The sequence below is a fragment of the Arachidicoccus ginsenosidivorans genome, from assembly GCF_007971385.1.
GTDB lineage: Bacteria > Bacteroidota > Bacteroidia > Chitinophagales > Chitinophagaceae > Arachidicoccus > Arachidicoccus ginsenosidivorans.
The window spans coordinates 5,285,868-5,311,056 of sequence record NZ_CP042434.1; the positions used below are offsets into that span (position 1 = coordinate 5,285,868).

Genomic DNA, 25,189 nt, shown 5'->3' on the forward strand with positions numbered 1-25,189 from the left:
TGGTAAAAATAGTGATTTATTGCTCATTTTGCTTTTGATGGGTCTTAGCCCATTGCCTAAACAGGGCAATGGCTTTTGCCAAAACGCCAGCCGACCCCTTGAATTTCCCAGAACCGTTGGGTACATCTCCCATGGCATACCATTCATTAAAGCCGCCATTTTTGATGACCCTGTCAATCATTGGTCGAACTTCCTGGTAAGCTTGTTGTACAAAACCATGTTCAATTAACTGTTGGATCATCCTGGCACCAAACCAGGTCCAGTCTCCCCCGTTTTGATAAACATATGGTTTTGACATGCCACCCCTAAAAAAACCTTCCGGGTAGGTTGGATAAAGGGTGAGTCCGATACTTGGCATTCCGGAGGCTTTTACGTCGGATAACATGCGGTTGTTCACATTTATAATTTCTTTGTCAGAAAACAATCCGGCTTCAATGGCTACGGCTGTACCGCCATGATAGTTAATCTTGTTCTCATCAAAGCCCTCAGGGATGGGTGAGGCTCCTGGATAAATATGGGGTATAAATTTTTGGTTCTTTACATCCCATAAGTATTTTCTTACGTTATCAAATATACTGGCTTGCAATTGCTTCCACCTTTGCTGATCCTGCTTACTGGTTGCCATTTGCTGCATATACTTTAGGGCAATGATCAGCATGGCATTATCATAAACATCAATGGCTTCATTGGAAAGACTATCCCAGTCACAGCCAAAGTCATCCCCTGGCTGTACATCTCCCCAGTCAGCAGTCATTGCCCCCCACAGAAGGCCATATTTTTTATTATATCTTTCGTTAAGCAGATAATCAAACATTTGCACCATTCGGCCGTAAACAGAGCTTCCGGCTACTTGTACATTCAATATACTGGTGTCTCCGGTTTTTTGAACATATTTACCCACCAGTTGTATTAAGGAGGTTTCCTGATCGGTCTCTACAGTGTTCTTAAAACCTACATGGTCTGGCGCCGCGGCTGAATAATAAGGGTGTGTATCATTCCAGGTAAAGTCTTTTTTAAGAACATAGCCATCAATCATTTCTCCGTTTTTTTGCTGTAAGGCAAAAAATAGTAATATGGCTCCTTTTATCTCACTGGCTGGCCGGAGTTCAAGGGCAGTTTCAATAAAGGTATTTAGGTCCCTGGCCCAGACCTGGGAATAGCCGCTACCTGCATTAAAGCCTTGTTTTAGCAGATCCCTGGCCATACTATCGACCTTGTAAAATCCAGTATCAGCTAAAATATTAGCGGCTAGCTGTTCATCTCCTGCTGACTGCTGAGAAGTACTACAGCTAGCAAACCCGATAATTCCGGCAATCAGACAGATGATTAAATGATGCATCTTTGTGCTAAATGCCTGAATGCTCAAATATTTTCCTACACTTTGTTTTATCATGGATTGTAATTTCTGTTTCAGTTTCAGTTTCAAATCTAAACGGATATCGCATTTTTGCCACCTGTATTTACCGCCTGTATTTGCGACTAGGTTCGCACCCTCAAATACGATAATCTTGAGGAGCAATGCCTAAAGCACCCATCCCTATTAGGATGCCTTTATTGTACAAAGAGAAAGGACGCCGGTGCATATTTAGGCAAATTAAATGTGAAGGCATTGTCTTTTATACGAATTTGTTTACCTAAGACACTGCCTCTTAAATCAATGGGCTGCACCGCTTTTGCCTTTATCCCTTTTGGCAAATGAACGGTTATTGCTCCGCCAATACCAGCTTGTTCCCAGAGTCTTAGTATACGTCCTTTCCCTTCCGGATTGTCTCCAAAAGCCGTTACCAGTACACTTTTTCTAGACAAACTAAGGCCGGTCTGCTCCTGGGGCAGCTTCCCGGCGGCGCCCTGCGCCTCCCCTGTCAATAGTGGCAGTCTCGCTTCCCAGGACTTATTTACCAGGTTGGGCACTGTAGCGGTCTTACTCGCTACTGGCCAAATCCTAACGCGTTCGCTCCAGGATCCTTGTTGCCAAAGTGGATAATTGGTGTTCCACATATTATTATACAGATTAACAAAGACAGCAGGTTCTTTTGGAATATAATCCATAGAGAACTTCCAGAGCCCAGGGACCCCCATACTAATCAGCGGCGCATCTATAGGAGACAATGCAAGGCCGGATTTGTCCGGCGCTGTTACAGACACCCCTGAATTGACGGCCATTAGATATCGGTTGGTGCCTTTAATTATATCAGTGGCGGGATTGATCGGTCCTCCCAGTCGGCCAACAGTAAACTTAGGCTGCGATACAGCAAATGGGAAGCATAACCAGCCGCCTTCTGGTTGCTTTTCGGGTGTTTTATTAGTGACAGCCCATTTTACTTCTACATAGGCCATATTTTTGGGAAACATAAATTGAATTTGGTACCCACTAGCCAGGCCACTAGTTGTCTCGGCCGTTAATGTTACGATATCTGCCACTGCGGAGTGTCCTGTCGATATCCGCCAACTATCAGGCGTATAAGCCATATAAGGCGCCTTATCCGGGCCAGTCATGCCTGGTTTGCCCAGGTCATTTAAGCCCCAGCCTGTCTTTATACGACTGTAGGCATTAAACCAACTGTCCACCTCATGGGTACTAAAACGCTGATGTAAAAACTGCCCCAAAACATATTTGGAGGACTGATCTACCAGCTCGCGTCCCGTTGATTTTTCAATCAGAGAGCTGATGCCGCCTCTTTTTAAATCAAAACGGACTTTGAAATAGGGAGTACTAAAAGAGGTCGCGGTATCCATTTCTTGCCTAGTCCCGGTCAAAGTTTTAAGTTCTTGTTCTGTATAGGTTTTATAACCTGAGGCTGCAATATCCTTCGCGTAAAAAAATGCGCCCTTTACCCAAGGGTTCTCCACCAGGGCTGATCTTTTCCAGGGCAGCGGATTGTATACCACCATGCGCTTACCCGAAACATGCACAGATTTAGCCAGTAGATCAAGCCGCTTTTTTAAACCACTTGTAACAATTCTATGTGTGTTTTGTATGTATTGGCGCTTGACGGCGTATGAATGCAGCCATTTTCTTTTACTTCCGACCTCTGGGTGATAGGCGCTACTGTTTTTCAGCTGTGTATAATCACCATCTTTGGGAATCGGTTCGGCCTCCGCTGCAGCCTTCCACTTTTTCCAATCTTCGCCATAACTATAGCGGGGGCCGTATTCAGCATTCATCCCCCAGGTATGCTCTGCATATAATAAACTCTGTTCATATGCCTTAGCCAGGCTATCAGCCAGCGGCTTAGTTGTTAGCCCCCACAATTGAAGCTCAGTATTTAAGCCATCAAGAGCCGACTCAAGTGGGCGGACATTTTTGGCGATCTTGGTCGCCCGAGGATTGGACATCAGCCCCTGAATCCATGTATCGGGCATATCCCCCTTAATAGTGGGCAGTTCAGGATGCTCCGCTAGTACCGCCCGGGTAAATTCATCTAAGGTGCCCAGATGTATTCTTACGCCGGGCATCTTCTTTTTGGCAAAATCCAACAATTTATTGACTTCCGCCTCAGTTGGAGGTCCATGGTTATCTCCTGTCATTTGCATGGCCAGGTAGTTTTTACAGGGCCAGCCACTGGGTGGTGTTATATCTGAGCCGTATAAGGGCGTATAATTACATAACACTTTGGAGCCGTCTGCCCCCTCCCACCAAAATAACTGGGGCACCCTGGGATATTGACTGGCCGGGTTACAGCCTAGCTGTAAGAATTTAATCCCCGCATGACTCAGTAAAGTAGGTAGTATCCAGCTATGGCTGGGCACATCCGTCATCTTTGCACCTATGGGTAAGGGCTGACCATATTTTCTGGCTATTTTAGCTGCATACCCGAGTCCTCGAACCAGATCTTCATAATCCAGTCCTTCTGTTTGCAGTGTAAAGGGTAGTGCGTGGACGACAATGGTGCCTTTGCGGATGGCCTGTTCTATTTTTGATCTGCGTTCAGCTGTTTGCAAAGGGCCTAATATTGGTCCATACAGTGGCCAGCCTGGAACCGTCCAGGCAAATTGTTTTTCCTTGGGCTGTGTGGCATTTTTTGCAATCACCTCCAAGGCGTTGTCCATCATTTCTGTTCGATACCTTTTAAAGACATTTGCCGGCAGGTCTGTAAACCCCAGATCAAAATGAGTTTTAAAGACCACCCAAATGTCTGTTACCTTACTGTCATTTTGGCCATTTGCTGTGGACGGCTGAGCCAGTAAACCTGTTACAGCTAACATACCGATGACAAAACATAAAAAATTAAATATTATATATTTGGATTGCTTCATAAAAAATTCACTTAATGTTATTCTGATAATCTGCATTCATTTATGGTTATAATACATTGCTCTTATAAAAAGGATTCGGACAATCATTAGACGATTAAAGCCTCCATTGTGCCTATGTATGAACATGAAGATAAAGCTTTTTTGAATATTATCAGAAAAATGAAAAAATAACTCAGCCTCCGCTGCAATCTAAATTAGGTTAAAAGATGAGCAAATAAATGTGGCAAATAAATAAAATTTGTAGTAATAAATACTTATTATAAAACAATCTTTCTACTTTCTAAAAATGTATGTAAGCTGTGATGGTAAAGCGTGTATATATAACTTAAAGCCTTAGGTTTTAAACAAACAATTACCATGAAAGTAAATTGAAGCAATTAGAATTAGATTGAAATAGTAATACAGGGTACTGATTTTATCCAATCCATTACCCTATTATTCAAATTATTTTTATCAAAATACTATAAGGAAAAGTCAAAATAAACTACCTTTCTAATAGTGGACAATATTGAATTAGCCTAACTTAGTACCCGGTAAAAAATATAGCTATGAAGATCAATTTCCTGTTTGGCCTCCTTTTGTTTTGTTTTACAAATCAATTTTCCGCCGCTCAAAACCACTTGCCTGTATGGCCTGATACTATGGGCAATCCGGTTTCAATAGATTGGCTGATTCAACCCGTGAAGGCCAAGGCGCAGGTTTATAGCGCCAATCATCAAAAAGATTTAATATTGGATAATGGTCTGGTAGAAAGGCGTTTTCGATTAGGCCCCAACCTGGTATGTTTTGATTATAAAAACAAGACAACCGGTCGGGAGTTCTTAAGAGCAGTGAAAGCCGAAGCAAGGATTAGAATAGACGGCATTAATTATAATATTGGCGGGTTATATGGTCAAAAGGAACAGGCTTATTTATTACCTGAACAAATTGATCACTATACCAGCAGCGATAGTGACTTTATTTATAGGGCGTATAGTGTAGAGCCGTTACCACCCTATTTGAATCCAGCTTCAAAATTCTGGGCTACCAATAAAAAAGCAGCAACTGGCAAAATCCTAAATCTTGTCTTTGCGTCCAAACTACCAGCGCTTAAAGGCATCACCGTCACGGTGCATTATGAGTTATATGATGGCATCCCGCTAATTGCAAAATGGATAAGTATTAACAACCATTCAGAAAAATCAATCCGATTGAACCGGGTAGTCAACGAGATACTAGGCATGGTGGAGGAGCAAAGTGCCGTAGTAGGAACACCTCAGCAAATGGAAAAGCCTTCCGGATTGTACTTAGAAACTAACTACGCCTTTAATAATGCCATGCGCTATAACCTGAGCGATCAGACAACACATTGGAAGGTGGACAAATCCTATACATCACAAGTAAATTATGATTACAATACACCTTGTTTATTAGAAATTTACCCTGACCAGGGTCCTGGCATTGATTTGCAACCAGGAGCGCAATTTAAATCTGTCAGAACTTATGAACTTGCCATGGATAGTTATGACAGGCAAAGAAGAGGTATGGAAGTACAACAAATGTACCGAGTCATTGCTCCATGGACGACCGCAAATCCCATATTTATGCACCTGGTTAGCAATAACGATAAGGAAGTATATCATGCAATTGACCAATGTGCTGCAACTGGCTATGAAGCGCTTATATTAAGCTTTGGCAGTCACATCAACATGGAAGATGTATCCGACAAAATATTAAGCGTTGCGCCGATATAGCGGCCTATGCCCATAAAAAAGGTATCAGCATTGGCATTTACTCTTTATTTAGCTCCAGACGGATTAGTGAACAAGATGATGTAATTAATCCCAAAACCGGCAAGACCGGTGGCGCTTTTTTTGGCAATGCCCCTTGTTTTGGCAGTAAGTGGGGCCAGGCCTATCGGGACAAGGTAAAAACTTTTTTTACTAAAACAGGGTTTGATATTTGGGAAAATGACGGCCCTTACCCGGGTGACCTTTGTGCTTCCACTACACATCCCGGCCATCGGGACGTAGAGGATAGTCAATGGCGCCAAATTGAAATACAGAAGGGCTTATACCACTGGCTAAATGCCCGGGGTATTTATATCAATGCACCGGATTGGTATTTTTTGGATGGCACCAATAAAATCGCTCTAGGCTACAGGGAAGTGAACTTCTCACTTTCCAGAGATCAACAAAAAATCCTAAACAGGCAGAATATTTTCGATGGCACCTGGGACAAGACACCTTCCATGGGATGGGGATTTGTACCACTCACTCGCTACCATGGCGGTGGGCCAGATGCAGTATTGGAGCCGTTATCTGAACACCTGGCTGATTATGAACAGCTAATGATGCAATATTATGGAGCTGGCGTACAGGCATGCTACCGTGGTCCACGCTTATATGACACAGAGATAACCAAAAATCTCGTTATTAAAGTTATTAACTGGTACAAAAAGTACAGGGAGATATTAAATTCAGATATTATTCATTTGCGTCGGGCGGACGGCAGGGACTGGGACGGATGGATGCACGTTAATGCGAGTCATACAGATTCTAAAGTAAAAGGCTTGATCATGCTATTTAACCCCACGGATAAACCCATGCAACGCAAAATTAAAATTCCGCTATATTACACAGGACTCACTAAAACAGCACAAATCCGGGAAAAAGAAGGGCAGGTAAAAGCCTATACTTTAGACAGGGAATTTACCATACAGCTTCCTGTGAAGCTCGACCCCAAATCCTATTCCTGGTGGGTGATTGAATAGGTAATTAATCTCAACAGGGTGGATTTAACTACTGCTGTTATCGTTTAATGTGCCTATGGCACATTAAACGCCTGCTTGTAAAAAACTATGCAATCGTCAATTCAAACAAGGTAGTAAAATGAATGAGTAATAATAACCATCTTATTCTAAAGGATACCCAATACCTAATGTATGACTTCAGATTCTAAGGTTCTGTCACCGGTCAAAAGGTTTCAGAAAACACACTAATCAACGCTATCAAAACGTAAGATCAATGGACAAGAATCAAAGAATGCCTCTGCCCTTAATTTAAAATCCTTACCAAAACAACTTAAATGTCATTTAAAAAAAATACGCCGGTTCTAACACACCATTTTTTACCATTCTCTGCATTTCTCAAAGTCGCTCAAATAATCACCTTAAGAAGCTACTTGATTTCCACCTTTTACGGTGAATCCTCAAACCATTGACCAGCTCAATCTGAATGCTCCTCAATTATTTTGTAAAAATGTAAAAAATCATACACAACAATGCTATTATTACCAGCATTATTGAAATAATATTCAAAATACGATTGGGGATCTTTCCTTTTAGCTGCGATAGAATTAATGCACAACCGACTATTGCAAGAAATAGTTTTGCAAACAAACTGGATAAATAGAAGATTTCAATTGCAATGCCTGTAATAAGCGATAGGGTCAGAACAGCAAAAAAATTGATTTTTTTCATGATTCAAAATTACGTATTATCAAAAATATATTCAAAATATAAGGCGCCCGATTTGTTTACAGCCAGCCAGCGTTGATTCTCTTTTCCTAAGAAAAATCGCTTCTAACCAAATTCACTTTACTGTTGCATGATCAGACAACAACCTTTAAAGCAAGAAGGAGCTAATTCCATTAGCTCCTTCTTTTCCATTATTATTGTAAACAAAATAAAATCACCTCCGCTATTTCAAAGGATCAAACGTGCCATTCCATTCATTGTTTTGCATACTCGGATCACTATTAAAGGTCTTTTGAAAATCATTTAAGGCAATGGGATAAAACCAATGATTTAGGGACAAATTATACGTATTGATCGCATTATTAGTAACATTGGCCACAAATTCTATGTGAAATTTCTTTCTTACCGCGTCTGTCTGAATATTTTGCGTCCAGTCAAAATCAGTTTGTGCATTCACTTCAGGTTGGTCTGCGTTTTGAACGAAAAATAGCTGAGACATATATTTCTCTTTGTTTAATATATCAAAGCGCATCCAGCGTCTTAAATCACCCCATCTTTTGCCTTCCTGTGCAAACTCAGCCATTCTTTCTCTAATAATGAGTTCTCTAACAGCCGATTGATTGTTATAAACATCCAAACCATAACCATATGTACCAGCCCCCTTTGCAATACCTGCCCTTTGCCTGATTTGAGCAATCAAACTAAGCGCTTCGGTGTAGTTACCTAGTTCATTTGCGCATTCTGCCAGGTTCATAATAATTTCTGAAAACCGGAGTTCTATCCAGATATTCCCTCCTTGTTGCTGGGAGGTGATTTGATTGGTACCTGGGGTAACTGCTTTCAGCGGATAAAAGCCGCCGTATATACCCACATTCGCACTACCCATCTGGTATTTCCCTAAATCATTATAATTTGGAAAACTACCACCGTAGGCCATCCAAAGATTTTGTCCACCTGGAACCTGTATGCTTGGATAAGCGGTTCCAGGAACAAAAATGGAGGCATAAAACCGCGGATCCATATTTTTAACCAGGTCAGTAAAAAATGCCGCATTATAAGCTGGATCTGTTTTCAATTTTGTCGTATCAAGTCCAGTTGGTGTACCAATAGCCATTGAGGAACCATCCAGGCGAGGGAAAGCTAATACCTGCCAGGCTAGCTGCATGGAGCGACAAGCATCTCCCTGGGTCACACACCAAGGCATTAGTGTATTCATCGTATAGGCATGATCAGGATAAAAGTAATTATTAAAAATAATGGCCTCCGTATTGGCACTACCAGCTGTCTGCCATATTTTATCAAAGGATGCCATCAATTTATACCCAGAGGCAGTTGCTTTATCAAGAGCCGCTTTATTGGCATCATAGGCTGCCTGCCAACGAGATTTGTCATTATTTCTGTTAAATAAAGGGCTGGCATACCATAATGCAATTCTTCCTTTAAAGGCCAAAGCAGCCGATTGGTCAATTCTGCCATAATCCTTACCGCTCCATTTGGGTGGCAGTAAGGCGGCGGCTGTATTCAGATCTGACATGATAGTGTCCATACAAACCGAAGTTGGGCTTCTTGGCACATTTAAGGAAGGAAGGTTGGTGACGTCCTGTGGTTTTGTAATAAGCGGTACGCCGCCCAGTTTTTTTACATAGCCCCAATAGGCCCAAGCCCTCCAAAAAAGGCATTGCCCTCTTAGGAAATCTTTATTTTGCTGCGACAACACGGTGGCTGGAACATTGTCCAACTGAGCCAACATGAAATTTATCTTGTCGATATTCGTGTAGTTTAACGAAATCCCCACACCGGATACCGTAATATTCACTCCTTGATCATAAGAAGACATGGCAGTAGGATTCTGTGTCATGGCTTCATCACTGTTATCCGCATAAAAGTTCCAGCCTGACATCGAATTCGCATAGATATCCGCCAGATAGGCCTGTATCATTGCCTCGCTAGTCCATACGGCGTCTGGATTTATTGCCGTAGTATTGGGGAAGTCCAGACTTGGTTTGCACCCCCAAAAAGAGGATCCCATAAGAATCGCCAGACAAAAACCGATTGCTGCGCTTTTTAATAATTTATTATTCATGTCAAATTAATTTTATCGTTTCTAAAAAGTAACATTAACACCACCACTTATGGTCCGCATAATTGGATAACCTATACCGCTCCAACTAGGATTTAGTTCAGGATCCCAATATTTGAATTTGCTAATTGAAAACAAATTGGTTCCGGAAGCGAAAAACCTCACTGATTTTATCGCATTGCCCAATGGGTTATCAAATTGGAGTGTATAGCCAATATTTAAGCTTTTTAACCTTATAAAGCTCGCATCCTGATACCAAAAGCTGCTATTACCAATGGAATAAGACCGGTAATCTCTAGGCACGGCTGCCGGCAGCGGCGCATTTGGGTTTTCCGGGTCCAGGCATTAGTCATCCAATTCATATTCCACATCTGGCCGCCATAATAATCAGCGAGTTCAGAGAAATTCTTGGGATTATGCAACAGCCCGCTAAATAAGGCCTCGATGGAAAATCCTTTCCAGTTAGCCCCAAATCAAGCCCATATACAATAGGGTTGGGATTTTTATATAAAACGCTCTGATCGTAATTATTGATCACGCCGTCAGGTTTCCCATCGGGGCCACTTCTATCTACATATACCATAGAACCGAGTCCAATGGCTGTATTGCCATTACCAGGATTGACATAATCCGGATTGGCCGCATTCCATCGGTCTAAATCCGCCTGTGTGCGAATAATATAAGAGGTGTAACCTGCTATATAATTACTGGTTTTACCAACGGGTACCTGCCATGGCAGATAGCTGATAGGATAATCCTTTTTAACAACTTTATTCCAACCGTAAGAGGCATTTAGAATGGCAAACCAGGAGACCTCACCGGTTTTGTCTTTCCACCCCACCGTTAAATCAACACCTTGTGCATTCATCACACCATAATTCTCCTGAGGCATAGACAGGCTAAATGTAGTGGGCAGTGAATTCTGTCTGGAGCCCAGGATATCATAAGTATGTTTGAACCAATAGTTGGCAGATCCTGATAAGTGATGTACTAGCTCATAATCAAATCCTATGTTATAACTTAGAGATTTCTCCCATGTTAAATTCTGATTGACAAGTGAGCCATATTTAATCCCTACATTGTTTGATGGTGTCGGATCACCAAAGAAATAGGTACTGCCTGATTGATAAGACTGTTGCCATTGCCAGCCGGAAACCACAGCGTCATTACCGGTTAAACCTACGGATCCTCTTAATTTGAGTTTTGTGATTATTTTATTGTCTTTCAAAAAATCCTCCTTGCTCATAATCCAGCCAGCAGAAGCAGCTGGAAATATGCCCCACCTTTCCTTTGGTGCAAAATACATGGAGCCGTCCTCTCTTACAGATAAATTCAACAGGTACTTTTCTGCATAAGAATAATTGACTTGTCCAATATAAGAAGCTCTACCCGTCGTATAATCAGGACCGCCTCCCGACCACATATCATTATGGTCGCTATTGGCAGCCCAATACTGATCCGTCTGAAAAACAGGGAAACCCTGGTTTTGATTCCACATAGAGCTATGAGTACTCTTAGCGTTTTCAAAAACAAGCGCCGCATCTACATGGTGTTTGCCAAAATCCCTATTATAAGACGCTTGTAAATCAAACTGGTAATTATTATTCCAACCTGCGGTCGAATATAATCCCCAGAAATTTGTATTGGTAAATTGCGTTGTCAGACTTGCATCATCTGCTTTCACGATATGATTATTTTCCCCTGAAATATAGGAAACCAAAAGGTGGCATGGGCATCATACTCTTTATAATGCGAGCTGGCCCAGTCGGCCATATAACTGGCCTTAAAGCTTAAGCCTTCCACCCACGGGGTTTTATAAGTCAAACTTATATTTGCCTGTGGATCAACGCTATTATTATGTTGATACCCTATTAATCCATTTGCTTCCGCTGATGGGTTGCCATAGGCCCATCCAGAAGTCAAATACCGATCCCCCTCATCCGAATAAATCGGCATATTATTGAAAGAAGCCCTAAGCTTTGTATAAGTGGCATCTGTACCTTCGATGGGCGCAGATGCTGTATAGGCATTAGACATGGCAAGGCCCGTATATAATTGTAAATTTGGCGTAATGTCAGCGGTTACATTTAAGCGAACATTCCACTTTTTATAATCTGTCGAACTTAAAAAGCCGCCCTGGTCATAATAATTAGCCGCCGCAAAATATTTAATCTTATTTTGTCCGCCAGATACAGTAATGCCATGGTTCATAATAAATGGGGTATTCCATACAGCGTCCAGTGCATCATAACCCTGATTTGGAAGCGCCTTTGCCCATTCGAGTTCATCTTCTGACCAGGCAGTTCCTTGCGGTGGCGTCGCTGAAATACGGGGATCAATTCTATTTAAATTTTCATACATCAGATTTGACAGTAAACCAGATTGATATAAATTGGTTAGCGGCACTTTGCTGGTTGCAAAATCAGCCGCATAATTAAAATTGTAGTTAATGGATGGTGTGCCATAATGACCACGGCTGGTAGTCACCACAATGACGCCACCATCTGAGCGAACACCATAAATAGCCGCAGATGCTGCGTCCTTGAGCACTGATATACTCTCAATTTCATTGGGTGCCAGTGTCTGGAAGGTTCCCGCATCTCTTATCATTCCATCAATTACATAAAGCACTGGCTGACTGTTAAATGACGATCCCGTACGAATGGACAGGGAATTTTGCGTTCCAGGCCGACCTGGCTGTGTGTTGACATGCACCCCGGCTACCCTTCCCGTTAATAAATCAGCAGCGCTGTTCAGGGGCAATTCTTTCATTGATTGCTTGACATCCACAACACTCACTGCTCCAGTCAATAATTCCTTTTTTTGCTCGGTATAACCGATCACCACCACGTCATTTAAAAGTTCTGTGGTTGAATCCATCACAATATGCATGGTCTCCGTTGAAAGAACTTCAACAGTAGTAGGTTTATACCCCACCATTGTTATCTGTAATTTACTTTTTAATGGCACCATCATTTCGAAGGTTCCATTTACATCAGTAAGCGTCTTAGCTGATTGCCCTCCAATTTGCTTAACAGTCGCTCCAGCAAGTGGAATATTGCCATCTTTACCAGTGACAACTCCACTTGCTTTAATCAACTGTGTTTGTGCAAAAGTCTGATTAGAGAAGCAAAATAAGCAATACATAAGTACTGCATAGAAAATACACTTAGTTTGCAGCCGCGTCATAGTATTTACTTTAAATAATTAGGAAAATTTGTTTAATCTTATCAATTCTAATTGACGTGTTAAAGGTAATTCTCTACCAAGGGGCCAAACAACAATAGATTTGATTTTTACCAATGCTATTTTGCTTTTATTAACTTTTGATTTTTTGACTGCAGCTCGCTCTTGTAAATAATTGATTACACAGTATTTACACAAATAAACTATTGCCCAATGCAATCAAATTAAATGATAGGCCTTTTTTTTAAAATAATAATTAATAAATTATTGGAGTATTGTTAGATCATACTAAGCGCAATCATTTGGAAGTTAAAGATCAGATAATCGCGAGCCACCAAATCTAAGTTTATGCTGATTATAAATTTCAACATAATGGCTTACAACTGCAAAACAAAGAACAAAAAGGAGCCTAACTAGTAGGCTCCTTTTATACCATTTTCCTTAACAATTATTAAAACTTACAAACAATGAAATGCAATTACTTAATCTTTGAGTTTTAATTGTATGGATTACTTTACATCTCAATAATTCCCTTTAGATTTAAACAAAGATAATTCCTCAGCCCCCATATCCAACAACGAATTTGACAATAACTAATGTTATTTTTGCACAACCATTGAAATTTTTTATTTGAATTTACATTGTTGGATTTGCCATTCAACTTGAACCTTTGCCCACCCCATTCAATAAAGCTATTTTCTGGCAACACATGATATTTAGCCAATACGATCATTAATCTTTACGTATACATATCAACTGCTCTCTTTACCTATTTTGAATTTATGGGCAGGTTATTTTCTCAGGCGACTGCCAGGTCTCATATCTGATAACCAGGTCTGGTTTGGTATCGCCTTCCACCTCGCAGCCAAAGGAAACGGCACAATTGCCTTTAGGCAGTAGTGCCTTACCCTGGACATCCAAAGTAGAAATTGTATTGTAATTTTTATCAGTCAAAATAGCTTTGCCTTGGCGGTTAAGTAATATGTATTGTCCGGCTGTTGCTTTTCCGATAATTTTCAGAGTGCCCAGTGGTGTTCTAATGGAGGGATTAGCGATACCTCCCTCACCTTCTACTTTAATCCGCAGGCCAAAATGACTTTCATTGGGACTCCTCCAGGTCCAGTCTGCACCTCCAGGTTGACCAGGCTGCATCTCTGAGAGGGAAAGCTGATACCTTTCAGAAATAAACATTGGATACAATAGAAAGTTTTTGGCATCAACTTTCTCCAAGTGCCACTCGCTGTCTGGGTCTTTTATTTTTTGCTTTTGCGCTTCTGTGAAAACGTTATGGTAGCGTAAATAATCCCAGTTTTTCATAGCCTCCAGCAGCGTATCAATCTGGCCATGCTTTTTTAGGGTTACTACACTGATACTCATTGCATATCCTGCGTCAAATCCAGCCGACTCTGATAATGCCCACTCCAGATCTTCCAGTGAAGTTGCTTCAAATTTACGATCAGCCAACCGGATAAGAAACCATCCCAGCATCCTTGGGAACAAATTGCGTTTAAAATAAGCCTGATTTTTAATTCGATTTTCCACCTGACCTTTGCGCATCTCTTCCCCCCAAGGCTCGCCCCAGTTCATCCTTGTATGGATATGCCACAGGTAATGGCTTAGCCTGCTGGCATCATTAATAAGATTTTGTTTGTCTTTAAGCGCACTGTAAAACCCACTAACAAATCTGGAGGTCGCATAATCATCCTGTCCGGTATAAGTGCATCCCTCCAATCCATCAAAAGAAATCTGTTTCAGCCCGGTATGATTGAAGATATCTGCCAGACGATTAGAAAAGCTGTCCTGTAGTTCCAAATCCGAAAACAAAGTCCGGTATGGATAATCCCATAATTTGTACAGTGGTTCTGTGCTTTGGTGCACTGCTCTGGTTGTCCCAAAAGCCCCCCTGGTGCACCCGCTGAGTTCTATAACAGCCCCACGTTTTTCTGCTTTACCAAAAGTGATTAGTTCATCTCCTATTTGTAAGGCATTCAAGGTAAGTGGCACATCAAAAAGACCGGTAGTAGCTATCTCAAAAGATGTTTGTTCGCTATCCAGTCCGCTAGTCAGCTTAAGAATACCTTGTTTTAGTAAATGCTTACTGGGTATTGGTGTAATATAGGAATCATTGGTGGTCATAAAATTTGACAGGGTATGTACACCCAATTGAATGCCTTTTTTAGCTGCCTTTTCCACCAAAGCCTTAATGCCGGCATCTCCTGTAGTAGACAAAGAGGGATTCCACTCAAAATGCCCCCATGTCTTAAATGCACCAGGGTGATATAGGGTTTTAAAACCAGCAAGCGCCGTTTTATCTAAGACAAAATCCAGGTTGTCCTTAGAAAAATCCGTAATCATATAGGAGCGCATGGCATCCCTTGAAATTTTCCCCCACTCGCCTTCAATGATAGGATGTGGCAACCCTTGTTCAATCTCCACTTTACCGATCCTATTTAAGATCTGGCTTCGCTGATCCCCGAATAGCGCAATTTTAGCACCTTTAATCTGCCCGTCACTGCCCTGTAGAGGCAGTACCATTGCATGGGCCACCTGGTTTACCTTTTCATAGCTACGTTTAGTACGATTCTTAGCCGAGAGTTGGAAAACAGCGCCATCTTTGGTGTCAGCTACCGCAAAATCGTAATAAGGTGCACTGGCAACAGAAAGATCCGTATTCTCACCTGCATAACTAAACTTAGAACCATATGCAGCTGCATAGGGTCGAAAGATGCCTCCAATTGTTTTAATATTAAGGGCCTGCATACCAAAAGCGATGGTCCCTGCCTGCACCACACCAACGACTTCCCCTACCACTTCATGTAACTTTACTTTTAAAGGGCCAAATACAACAACGTTATAATCAGCAGGCACCTCACTGATTTCATAAGTAATGGCCGCCTTTTGCTGCTTTATCAGTAAGGTTATCTCCTGATTGTCGTCCATCACCAGCATAAACTTGTCACCCACAACTGTTAAGCGATGAGGTAGTATGATTTTATCATGCGCTACCGCGGAAACGATCGGATAGTTACCGGCACTTAAAATCTGCTGGCCGTTTACCTCAATGGAGGTGTAATAACCCTTGTCATTTAGTTCAACTTTGACATTACTTGTTTTTAATTCAACGGCGTACAGCCACCTGCCACATAGCATAAAAACCAGACAGGCTATCCATTTTATTTTTTGCATCAACACTGGATTACTTTTATTCAAATTACAAACTATAATGGTCCATTCTTACCTAAAACCCAAGTAAAGGTTGAATAAATAGTCTCAGCGTACAAGTCCTACATTGACAGATACCGATGTTATTTTAACGTCTTCATTGAATCTGCATTTATATGCCCCATGGAGCCTTATTTTTCCTTAACAGGAGTCATCCAGATAGCCTGTCCTCCAGAGGCTAATAGAGAAACCTCCAATTTAGTATTTGCATCCACAATAATTTTCTTAATGGAAACCTTTGTCCTGACTGGTGAAGTGGGATCGTCATAATAAATAGTGGCAAGATATTTTTTACCTTCCGGTAGAAAATGGCAATCGATGTTGAGTGTTCGCGCATCATTATTTGTCATGGCGCCTATAAACCAGTCTTTATCGCTTCTGCGGGCGATGACCGCATACTGACCTATGGCGCCATCTAACACTTTAGTGTCGTCCCAGACAGTCGCTTCTTTGTCAAAAAAGGCTAATTCCGGTTCATCCTTTGAATCTTTTGGACTGTCATACCAATACAGAAATTGAAATGGGCTGTAGTAGATCACAGAGAGCGCCAGTTGCTGCCCTGCGGTCGTTTTCAGTACACGAGCATTCATGCTCTTAGCTAAGGCTGGTTTCAGGGACGGGCGGTGATAATAACAAATGGTATAATCGGCTGCGCCGCATAAGAATCTGGTAAATGGCAGTACTGCATTATTACTGGCTTCCGGCATCTCTTCATTGCCCCGGACACCTTCCTGGGTTAATAAATTGGGGTAAGTCCTGCTAAATCCGGTTGGACGGTATTCATCATGAATATCCACCATCAAATGGTATTTAGCGCACTTTTTAACGGCCTGTATTATCCACTCATTCGCTTTTAAGGACCCCACATTAACAAAGCCGAACTTAATACCAGCAACACCCCACTTTTCATACAGTGGCAACAAGGTATCCAATTGTTTTTCCAGGGCCAGATGATTGACATATAAAAGCACGCCAATTCCATTTTGTTTACCATATTTGATTACTTTTAATAAATCCAGATCATTAACAGGATTGCGACGAGGATCCACATTTACCCTGGAGGCATCGGCGTTCGGGTCTTCCTCCCTGGCATACCAGCCAGCATCAAAATGAATATACTGCAAGTGGCGTTTCACCGCAAAATCAATTAGTTTTAGGGCGCCATCAGTAGAAAGGGTCGTTTCTCTAATCACTTTACCGGGTTTAATCCAGCTGGTATTTGCGATTTTGCAAGGCGGGTTCAGATTTAGGATCAAGTCATTGTTTTGTAATAAATTCCCAGGTCGGTTTGCCACCATAATGACATGCCATGGTGTGGTAAAAGGCTCTTTTTTCGTAACAGGTTCAAACATAGAGCACGCAATGGTATTTACGCTGTTTTTATCCAGTTTGTATTTTGTACGGCAATAATTAACCACTTCTGCTTCCATTAAAGCAGCATAAACACCATTTTTTAATTCCAGCGTCAGTGGGCGCTCCGCCTCTGACGGCCATTTGGTAAGGGGAAGTAGTGTATAGGCACCCTGCGCGTGGCTGGTAAACCAGGCCCTGGTACCCGCTGGCAATGTATAGGTCGTCAGATCTTTTTGAATGGTCATTTCCTTACCTGATTTGCTTTTACCAGCAAATCCGTAACGAAAGGCCAGCCCTTCATTATAGGCCCTGACTTCCAATTGCATGCGCTGTCCTGAATGATCTGTTTTTGCTAAAATAAAGGTTTTGCCATAATAGTGATCCTGCACACGGCTTCTTTCCCCATAAACCGGTTTCCACCAACTATTGTTTTTTGTTTGCCGGACTGACTTTACTAAAACGCCGCTTTTCCAACCGTTAACGCCCATAACGCCATTATTAATAACCTCCTTTTGATTATAGGCCACACTGTATTGCATTTCACCTTTATCCGTTATTTTTAACTGAAAGGAAATCTTACCATCTGGTGAATTTAACCGCTCAGTAGACTGCGCACTTAAGGGGCCAACCATTAATACCGAAATTAAAAGGGGGAAGATCTTGAACATTTTATTGGTTTTAAAATAATGCTTTCTCATTTTTTTATTGGAAAGACGATTACGGCCGGTTCTTTAGGCCTGTCAAGTTTTTAAGTGTTGGCTTTTTATTGCACGATAATCTCATCACAAAATAACCAGGCGCTACCCGGCTTGCCGGCACCAGGATGTCCGGCTGGACATTCGCCCAGATTTTTGGCGGTAACCCGCAGGTACCTAAAACTTTGCGTAGAAAATTTTGCGCTAAAATCTTTAAATTGACCAGCCCGATCTGTCGTTGGCACCGTATTATCTATGGTAGCAACCACTTTAAAGTTCTTACCATCCATGGACACTTCAAATTTGACCCATTTTGGGTAAAATATCCATTGATCATACTGTTGCAGGCAACCAAGCGCCATATAACCGGCAGTAGTTGTTTGCCCAAAATCAATTTGAGCGATCATATCCTGACCGCTAAATGCGTGCCACTGATGACCAATCTCTGTTGTACCTCGCATGCCATCGGTAAGTGTCGCTAGTCCATTAGCGGGATAGTACTTGCTATTTAAATGCACATACTTAACTGATTTTCCCGTAGCCTTGTTAAAAGTAAATGTACGGGTGGCCGCGGGGGCTTTGACCATGGAGTGATTAATGGCAAGTCCAGCTTTTACGCGCATGGAGTGATCCACTAAAAAGGGCGCCGTATAGCACGTACTACCAGTGGTCGGTTCAGTACCATCGGTGGTATAATAAATGACCCCGTTTTCATTCTCTGTTTCCAGGCTGAGCATCAGTTGGCCATTTTTGTTTTCTGGTTTAATATCTACTTTAAAGTTACCCTTACTGTAATGCAGTCCTTTTTGTGCAAAGCCTACCAGTTGCGGTCTTAATCGCCTGTTAAAGTCTTTCCAGTTTCTTACTGACTCCGGGCTCCAAAGCACTTCAGACAAGGCCAACATGCGTGGCAGTATCATATACTCAACCTGTTCATAAGTGGGAATATATTCTGTCCAGAGATTGGCCTGAGCGCCGAGTACATGGCTGGCCTCTGCCTGGCTTAACTGTGCGGGAACCGGCTTATAATTATAGACCATTTTCAGGGTATTAAAGCCTCCGATAGCCCTGGGTTCGCTAGCTGGGTCACCCTGATAGTGATCAAAATAGAGCGGTGTTCCCGGGCTCATGACGACGTCGTGGCCCATCTGTGCGGCCTTAATACCGCCAGATTCACCGCGCCAGCTCATAACCGTTGCCTGCGGGGCTAATCCCCCTTCCAGAATTTCATCCCAACCAATCATTTTACGGCCATTCGCATTCAAAAAGCGTTCGATTCTTTGCATAAAATAACTCTGTAGCTCTTCTTCGGTTTTAAGGCCTTCTTTTTTCATTCTGGCCTGGCACAAAGGACAATTCTTCCAGCTTGTTTTATCCACTTCGTCGCCTCCAACATGGATATATTTGGAAGGAAAAAGAGCCATTACCTCTTTAAGTACGTTTTCAATAAATATAAAGGCACTATCATTACCCGGGCAGTAATTAGACTGGGTTGTGTGCGCATAGAAATTGCCGCTTTGCTTAAAGCTGCTTTTATGTGGTAAACAGGAAAACTCAGGGTAAGCTGCCATAGCAGCCTCTGAATGGCCTGGCATTTCTATTTCCGGGACAATAGTGATATAGCGTTTTGCGGCGTAGGTGACAATATCCCGGATCTGATCCTGCGTATAATAGCCCCCATAGGTGGCTGAGTCCGGGTTACGGTTAAACTTTATATCTGACCAGTTCCATACCTGATCAAAATCATCCACTCTCCAGGCCGCCTGGGAAGTTAATTTGGGATATTTTTTAATTTCAATACGCCAACCAGCACCATCCACCAGGTGCCAATGAAAGGTATTCATTTTATAAGTAGCCAGCAGATCGATAAATTCTTTGACCAATTCCGGTGCAAAAAAATGGCGACTGACATCCAGCATCATACCCCGCCATCTAAAACTGGGCGAATCTTTTATTTCCATACAGGGAATACGCAGCAGCTGATTGGTACGAATCTTGGGCATTGTTTGCAATAACGACTGGATGCCATAGAAAAGCCCTCTTGGCTGATTAGCCTGTAAATGGATCGCTTCAGGCGTTACTAAGAGTTGATAGCCTTCCGCTCCTACAGACGGCGTCTTTGCAAGTTTAAAATAAATAATTTTCCCATTTAAGGACTGCTGACCAGTCTGCACCATTTGGAGTTGTTCCCCGCTTAATTGGTCTACCGCATGTGTAAAGAAGCGGGCTACTGCAGTCACCTCTTTTATATGCCCTGGTGCCTGGATAGCCACTTTAACCCTACCGTCCAGCAAAAAAGGCCTGGAGTCTGCCTTAAATGAGCAGGTATCGGTATGATCGAAATGGTTGACTGTGAAACAGATTGCGCCATCCCCGCCGACACAAGACCTATGGACAATAGTAAAAATAAACAGCTAACAAGTTTTGAACGTATCATCATAAATAATATTATTTTGTTTGGTATTGTATGGTATTGTATATTGAAAAGTATTATGTGTATAGGGCCTTTGTCTAGTATTGCCTTTGGTACTTATTTTTGGGCTATTGACATAATTTCCTGCAGCTTTCCATTAATACGTAATTTTACCTTTTGGCTGTTTTTAGCATAGATTTTATAATGAGTGACTTTGCCATTTTTCCAAGTACAGTCTACCGTAAACCCGCCGCGTGCTTTTAGGCCTATAAAATATCCAGCCGGTTTCCAGCTGTCTGGCAAAGCTGGCAACAAATTAATCTCTCCCGTCTGGCTTTGGAGTAACATTTCAGCCATAGCGCCTGTTATGCCCAGATTGCCGTCAATCTGAAAGGGTGGATGTGTTGCGAATAAATTATCAAACATGTTATATTTTAGCAAGCCTCGGATCATAATGCCTGCTTTGTTACCATCTCCCAGTCTGGCCCAAAGCGCGCAGCGCCAGGGCCAGGTCCAGGACCTGCGGCTATCGCCAATGGTGGACTCTACCGTAAATTTGGTATTTTTATTTTTGCCATAATTGCCACTTCTACTTCTAAGGGAAATAATCGCGGCCTTGGCAAGTTTAGGTGTCTTAGTCGGGCTAATCTGACGACCAGGATAAACTGCAAACAGATGCGAAGTATGTCGGTGTTGATCATTGGGATCATCTTTATCCTCCTGCCATTCCTGCAGCTGGCCCCAGCTCCCTATCTTATTGGGTGCAAGCCGGCGTTGCATATCGGCTATTTTTATCTGATAATCCTTATCTATATTGAGCGCACGAGCCATATCCAGATAATTTTGAAAGAGGTCCCAGACCAACTGTTGATCCATCATAACACCATCTTCCCTTGGCCCATGCTCCGGTGACCAGCCGTTAGGCACTACCAGCAAACCATCTGGACGCTCCTTTAATCTGTCTTCCCAGAAATTACAGATCTCCTTTACCATGGGATAAGCGGTATCTTTTAAATAGGTTTTATCCATGGTAAAAGCCCAATGTTCATATACATGTTGCGCGTACCAGGCACTGGAAGGAATATTCCACTCCCAGCCATTGCCGCCAAATATACTCTGACTGGTTCTTGCTGTCCACCCCCTGGTCTTAACGCCAAAGGCTTTACGGGTCGCAATTCTACAAGGCTCCGCCTGTGCGAGAATAAAATCAATAAGGGGAATCTGACAAGCGGAGAGCCCGGTTGATTCTGCGCCCCAGTAATTCATTTGAATATTGATATTATTATGGTAATCACTGGCCCAGGCCGGTGTATTGCTATTATTCCAGAGACCTTGCAAATTAGCCGGCAATCCGCCCGGTCTGGAGCAACTGATCAGTAGATACCTTCCATACTGAAACACCAATTGTTCCAGATCAGGATCTTGTCCGCCTGCGGCATATTTTTCTTTGCGTTTGTCGGTTGGAAGCGCTAAAACAGCCGGGGCTGTTTGCCCAAACTGAATACGCGCATCCGCGGCCAGCGCCGAAAAATCCTTTATATGAGCAGTGCGCAATTGACTATATGTTTTCTCCCGGGCAGCATGCAGCTCCTTTTCTATAACAGGCAATGGATCTGCACCGCGCCAGCCAGCCGTATAATCCGGCTTATAATTTGTCCGGGCATCCAAATAAATGGTAATAGACTGACAATCCTTAAAGCGCAGTACACTATCTGCGCCGTTACTGCCGGTTGTGGGCTTTATAACTTGCCCTCCTACTGTTTTTATCACTGCCTTTGCTGCATATTTGAGCTGGTTGGGCATTATGCCTGTAAAGGTCAATCCATCTGCCGCAGCATTTATCTTTGCCCTGGCTCCCTGTGCAGACCAAAGCGTTATATGTCCGGATAATCTACCTTTTTTGCTAGCCGTATAGCGAAAGACCATCACCTGATCTGGATGACTGGCAAATGCTTCTCTCTTATATAGCGTCCCACCCTGGTGAAACGTGAGGTGGTAGATGCCGGTTAGCAGGTCTAAACTGCGCTTATAATCCGAGGCAGCGCTTACAGCGTCCGAGTGCTGAACAGGCGGTTCAAAATGAACGCCTAGTTCCCCAAAATTGCGATAAGACCCAAAACCATGGTCTCCGGTCTTATAATCTCCATCCCAATTATTATCCCCGCTCCATAGACTTTGTTCATTAAATTGAATATTATCATCTTCAATCCCCCCATCATCATAGCGCCCATGCGGCCGTTGCCTATGGGCAGGCCGTTCTGATCCCATTTAATGGCCGGGTGGCTATACCATAACTGGTGGGTTCCATCTTGATTTTTATTATTTGAATTTCCCTTATTACCTGTATTACCAGAATAACCAGAATAAAGCATGGGAATACTAAAAATGAGCATTAATGTACTTAATAATAATTGCTTCATATTGAATGTGCGTATTTGTAAGTATTATGAGCTTCGCTTGCTTGCCTGCTTGTTTCTTTCTTTACTTGCTTGCTCGTTTGTTTTCTGCTTCTTGTTTGTCGTAATAAATTGACCGGAAAAACGCCAATAATGCCTCGTGCACTGCTAGCCTGCTCCAAAGATAATCAATACCGCCGTTTAATAAAACCGCGCAGCCGCTTATTAAGGGTGATATCTAAAATTCAAATATACCTTAAAGTTCGCCTACTTATTGCTGCTCATTGCTGCTTATTGTTTCTTTTTGATGATCTGCCAATCAGAAGTCAAATTTAGCTTGGATGCCTCCATTTCAGCGGTCTTTACTGAACCGTCTACTCCTTTGGGCAGCTTATTCCCCAGAACGACGACGCCCGAGCAGCCGTCAACTGCAATAAGACTGCCACCCGCAGCCTTTAATGCAGCATTTAAGGGTAGGATTTTATTGTTTGTGAATTGAAGGCCTCCCACGCTTCTGGCACTTAAAATAGCCCCTCCTTCTATCTTAAAAATATTTTGGGTAATATGTATGTTGTGGTGTACAAATTTGCCTGGCACAAGCAATTTATTTTCCGGGGCAATATGAATGACTGGCTGTCCGCAACCAATAAAAGTATTGCCCCGGATGGTCATATCCCGGACCAGCCCTGATTCATACCAGTTATTGGCATCATCCGCAATAAGGATTGCAGACATCCCGGTTTTAAACCAGATATTGTCTTCAATCAACACTTTTTTCCTGGTAGTAACTAATAGTCCTCTGGTGGGTGTACGTTCAAAATAATTGCCACGGATAACGACTCCAGGTGTTCTGGTGGTATTTTCCAGGCAATCCTGCGCCTCAATATTAGCAGGCAGGGCTTCATTTAATTGTAATTCAATTTCATATTCACTCAACCTTTTGTAAGCCGTTACCACACGGGTTGCGTAAGGCAGCAGCGTCTTGGCGCTGATAAAATCAACACTGTCTCCCTCGGCATACACCTGAATGCCATAGGTCTGGTGGTGCATAAAGCGAACAATAAGCTTATCTCCCGGCAGTTGCTGCATAATTCTTAAATGGGTACCATGGATATTGATCGGATCATCATGTGCGCCGCTAAAAAGGAGTTCTCTACGGTAATCTTGCCATTACAGCCGCTAAAGTGGGCCATATCCGCTGTACTGGCACAGATCCTATCGGTTTGGCTACGGGGTGCACAGCGCAGATGATTAAAATGGAGGTTTGTGCAAAACTGCGATACGATGCCCAGGCCATGCATAAAATGCATTTGCACGTTGTCCAGTCGAATATTTTTTGATTGTAACAAAAATAGCCCCACTTCATCTCTGGTAATATCACGAACCGTGTATACATCTCCTACCGCGCCGCCCAATTTGTCGCCTGTGTGTTTATTCTGGTAAAACCGGACTTTATTTTCACCGATTTCAGCGGCGCGTTTAGCCTGCGTCAGGCGCTTCCAGCCCGCATTTACAAAATGAAGCGCACTATCCACAGGGGTATATACACAGGTAAATAGCCGAGGCGGTGTTTTTTCACCATCCCAGTTTTCACCATACCAGTACAATATACTGTCTTTGATCCGGTACCAGCTGTCTGGGTTAACCTTTACATCTATGTAATCATTTGTTACGGCTGTTAGGGTAAATTCAGACATGGTGGGCCTTGCGTAATCAAATTGCAGGTTATGAATCGTCAGGTCTCTACAATTGTCCGCCACCAAAGATGTCATCTTGCCATGCAACATAAACAAAGCGCCGTTACCTTCAATAGTCAATCCTTTGATATCCTTTAGCAAGATGGCAATGGTCTTCACCTCCGTATCTAGCTCTTCTTTGCCGGAGGTATTGGAGATATAATAGGGCGCCTGGGTGGCTGTCTTATAGTAAAAATCATACTGCCCAGGTTCAAAGACAAGGGTAACCGGATGATTTATGGCCTGGATTTTACGGATCACTTTTTGCAGGGCGACTGTCTGGTCTTGCCCTGTATTTGGCCTTATCTGATATTCCCGGGCTTTAATCACTTCCCTTTTATGACTCGCCTGGGCATATAAAGCCACCTGCCTAGTACAAACAGGCAGGTCATGA

14 protein-coding genes are annotated in these 25,189 nt (G+C 42.6%); 2 read left to right on the forward strand and 12 right to left on the reverse strand.

Going from position 1 to position 25,189, the window contains the following annotated elements; translation table 11 throughout:
• Positions 1 to 16 precede the first annotated feature (16 nt).
• Together FSB73_RS21170 and FSB73_RS21175 are read right to left on the reverse strand one after the other, a co-directional pair.
• Positions 17 to 1,393, reverse strand: a complete 1,377-nt coding sequence (locus tag FSB73_RS21170) for a GH36-type glycosyl hydrolase domain-containing protein (protein WP_225974242.1) — start codon at positions 1,391 to 1,393, stop codon at positions 17 to 19.
• A 158-nt stretch (positions 1,394 to 1,551) separates the two neighbouring features.
• Positions 1,552 to 4,257: a hypothetical protein gene (locus FSB73_RS21175; RefSeq protein WP_158639648.1), complete on the reverse strand. Its 2,706-nt coding sequence runs from the start codon at positions 4,255 to 4,257 to the stop codon at positions 1,552 to 1,554.
• Positions 4,258 to 4,805: 548 nt separating this feature from the next.
• On the opposite strand from FSB73_RS21175, the gene FSB73_RS25835 reads away from it, so the two are divergent.
• Together FSB73_RS25835 and FSB73_RS25840 are read left to right on the forward strand one after the other, a co-directional pair.
• Positions 4,806 to 5,990, forward strand: coding sequence for a hypothetical protein (locus tag FSB73_RS25835; protein WP_225974243.1), 1,185 nt, complete (start codon positions 4,806 to 4,808; stop codon positions 5,988 to 5,990).
• 374 nt (positions 5,991 to 6,364) lie between these two features.
• Positions 6,365 to 7,009: a hypothetical protein gene (locus FSB73_RS25840; protein ID WP_225974244.1), complete on the forward strand. Its 645-nt coding sequence runs from the start codon at positions 6,365 to 6,367 to the stop codon at positions 7,007 to 7,009.
• Between the two features lie 928 nt (positions 7,010 to 7,937).
• Here FSB73_RS25840 and FSB73_RS21185 read toward each other — a convergent pair.
• The 10 genes from FSB73_RS21185 to FSB73_RS21225 all read right to left on the reverse strand — a co-directional run bounded on the left by FSB73_RS21185 (position 7,938) and on the right by FSB73_RS21225 (position 25,161).
• Positions 7,938 to 9,797, reverse strand: a complete 1,860-nt coding sequence (locus FSB73_RS21185; RefSeq protein ID WP_146786909.1) for a RagB/SusD family nutrient uptake outer membrane protein — start codon at positions 9,795 to 9,797, stop codon at positions 7,938 to 7,940.
• A 355-nt stretch (positions 9,798 to 10,152) separates the two neighbouring features.
• Positions 10,153 to 11,478, reverse strand: coding sequence for a TonB-dependent receptor domain-containing protein (locus FSB73_RS21190; protein ID WP_158639649.1), 1,326 nt, complete (start codon positions 11,476 to 11,478; stop codon positions 10,153 to 10,155).
• Complete coding sequence (locus FSB73_RS21195; protein ID WP_146786915.1) at positions 11,475 to 12,983, reverse strand: TonB-dependent receptor plug domain-containing protein; 1,509 nt, start codon at positions 12,981 to 12,983, stop codon at positions 11,475 to 11,477. The genes FSB73_RS21190 and FSB73_RS21195 overlap by 4 nt, the downstream gene beginning before the upstream one ends.
• 777 nt (positions 12,984 to 13,760) lie before the next feature.
• Positions 13,761 to 16,166: a hypothetical protein gene (locus tag FSB73_RS21200; RefSeq protein ID WP_146786918.1), complete on the reverse strand. Its 2,406-nt coding sequence runs from the start codon at positions 16,164 to 16,166 to the stop codon at positions 13,761 to 13,763.
• Positions 16,167 to 16,333: 167 nt separating this feature from the next.
• On the reverse strand, positions 16,334 to 18,253 hold the full coding sequence (locus FSB73_RS21205) for a glycoside hydrolase family 97 protein (protein WP_225974245.1): 1,920 nt from the start codon (positions 18,251 to 18,253) through the stop codon (positions 16,334 to 16,336).
• Between the two features lie 65 nt (positions 18,254 to 18,318).
• Positions 18,319 to 20,544 carry a glycoside hydrolase family 20 protein gene (locus tag FSB73_RS21210; protein WP_262712409.1) on the reverse strand — a complete coding sequence of 742 codons (2,226 nt, stop codon included), beginning with the start codon at positions 20,542 to 20,544 and terminating at the stop codon, positions 18,319 to 18,321.
• Between the two features lie 236 nt (positions 20,545 to 20,780).
• Positions 20,781 to 22,856 (reverse strand): glycosyl hydrolase family 95 catalytic domain-containing protein, encoded by a 2,076-nt coding sequence (locus tag FSB73_RS21215; RefSeq protein ID WP_225974888.1) that lies wholly within the window; start codon positions 22,854 to 22,856, stop codon positions 20,781 to 20,783.
• Positions 22,751 to 23,083 (reverse strand): glycoside hydrolase N-terminal domain-containing protein, encoded by a 333-nt coding sequence (locus FSB73_RS25845; RefSeq protein WP_317132815.1) that lies wholly within the window; start codon positions 23,081 to 23,083, stop codon positions 22,751 to 22,753. Before FSB73_RS25845 ends, FSB73_RS21215 begins: the two co-directional genes overlap by 106 nt.
• Positions 23,084 to 23,350: 267 nt before the next feature.
• The gene (locus FSB73_RS21220; protein ID WP_146786921.1) at positions 23,351 to 24,148 is read right to left on the reverse strand and encodes a right-handed parallel beta-helix repeat-containing protein; all 798 of its coding nucleotides are present in this window, start codon (positions 24,146 to 24,148) and stop codon (positions 23,351 to 23,353) included.
• Between the two features lie 5 nt (positions 24,149 to 24,153).
• Positions 24,154 to 25,161 (reverse strand): hypothetical protein, encoded by a 1,008-nt coding sequence (locus tag FSB73_RS21225; RefSeq protein WP_146786924.1) that lies wholly within the window; start codon positions 25,159 to 25,161, stop codon positions 24,154 to 24,156.
• Between the last annotated feature and the right edge of the window lie 28 nt (positions 25,162 to 25,189).

What these genes read in the sequence shown, in the direction of transcription:
- FSB73_RS25835 (WP_225974243.1), top strand. Translation starts at nt 4,806, where the DNA reads ATGAAGATCAATTTCCTGTTTGGCCTCCTTTTGTTTTGTTTTACAAAT.
- FSB73_RS21170 (WP_225974242.1), bottom strand. Translation starts at nt 1,393, where the DNA reads ATGATAAAACAAAGTGTAGGAAAATATTTGAGCATTCAGGCATTTAGC.
- FSB73_RS21205 (WP_225974245.1), bottom strand. Translation starts at nt 18,253, where the DNA reads ATGAGAAAGCATTATTTTAAAACCAATAAAATGTTCAAGATCTTCCCC.
- FSB73_RS21220 (WP_146786921.1), bottom strand. Translation starts at nt 24,148, where the DNA reads ATGCAGCAACTGCCGGGAGATAAGCTTATTGTTCGCTTTATGCACCAC.
- FSB73_RS21200 (WP_146786918.1), bottom strand. Translation starts at nt 16,166, where the DNA reads ATGCAAAAAATAAAATGGATAGCCTGTCTGGTTTTTATGCTATGTGGC.
- FSB73_RS21195 (WP_146786915.1), bottom strand. Translation starts at nt 12,983, where the DNA reads ATGACGCGGCTGCAAACTAAGTGTATTTTCTATGCAGTACTTATGTAT.
- FSB73_RS21185 (WP_146786909.1), bottom strand. Translation starts at nt 9,797, where the DNA reads ATGAATAATAAATTATTAAAAAGCGCAGCAATCGGTTTTTGTCTGGCG.
- FSB73_RS21175 (WP_158639648.1), bottom strand. Translation starts at nt 4,257, where the DNA reads ATGAAGCAATCCAAATATATAATATTTAATTTTTTATGTTTTGTCATC.
- FSB73_RS25845 (WP_317132815.1), bottom strand. Translation starts at nt 23,083, where the DNA reads ATGAAGCAATTATTATTAAGTACATTAATGCTCATTTTTAGTATTCCC.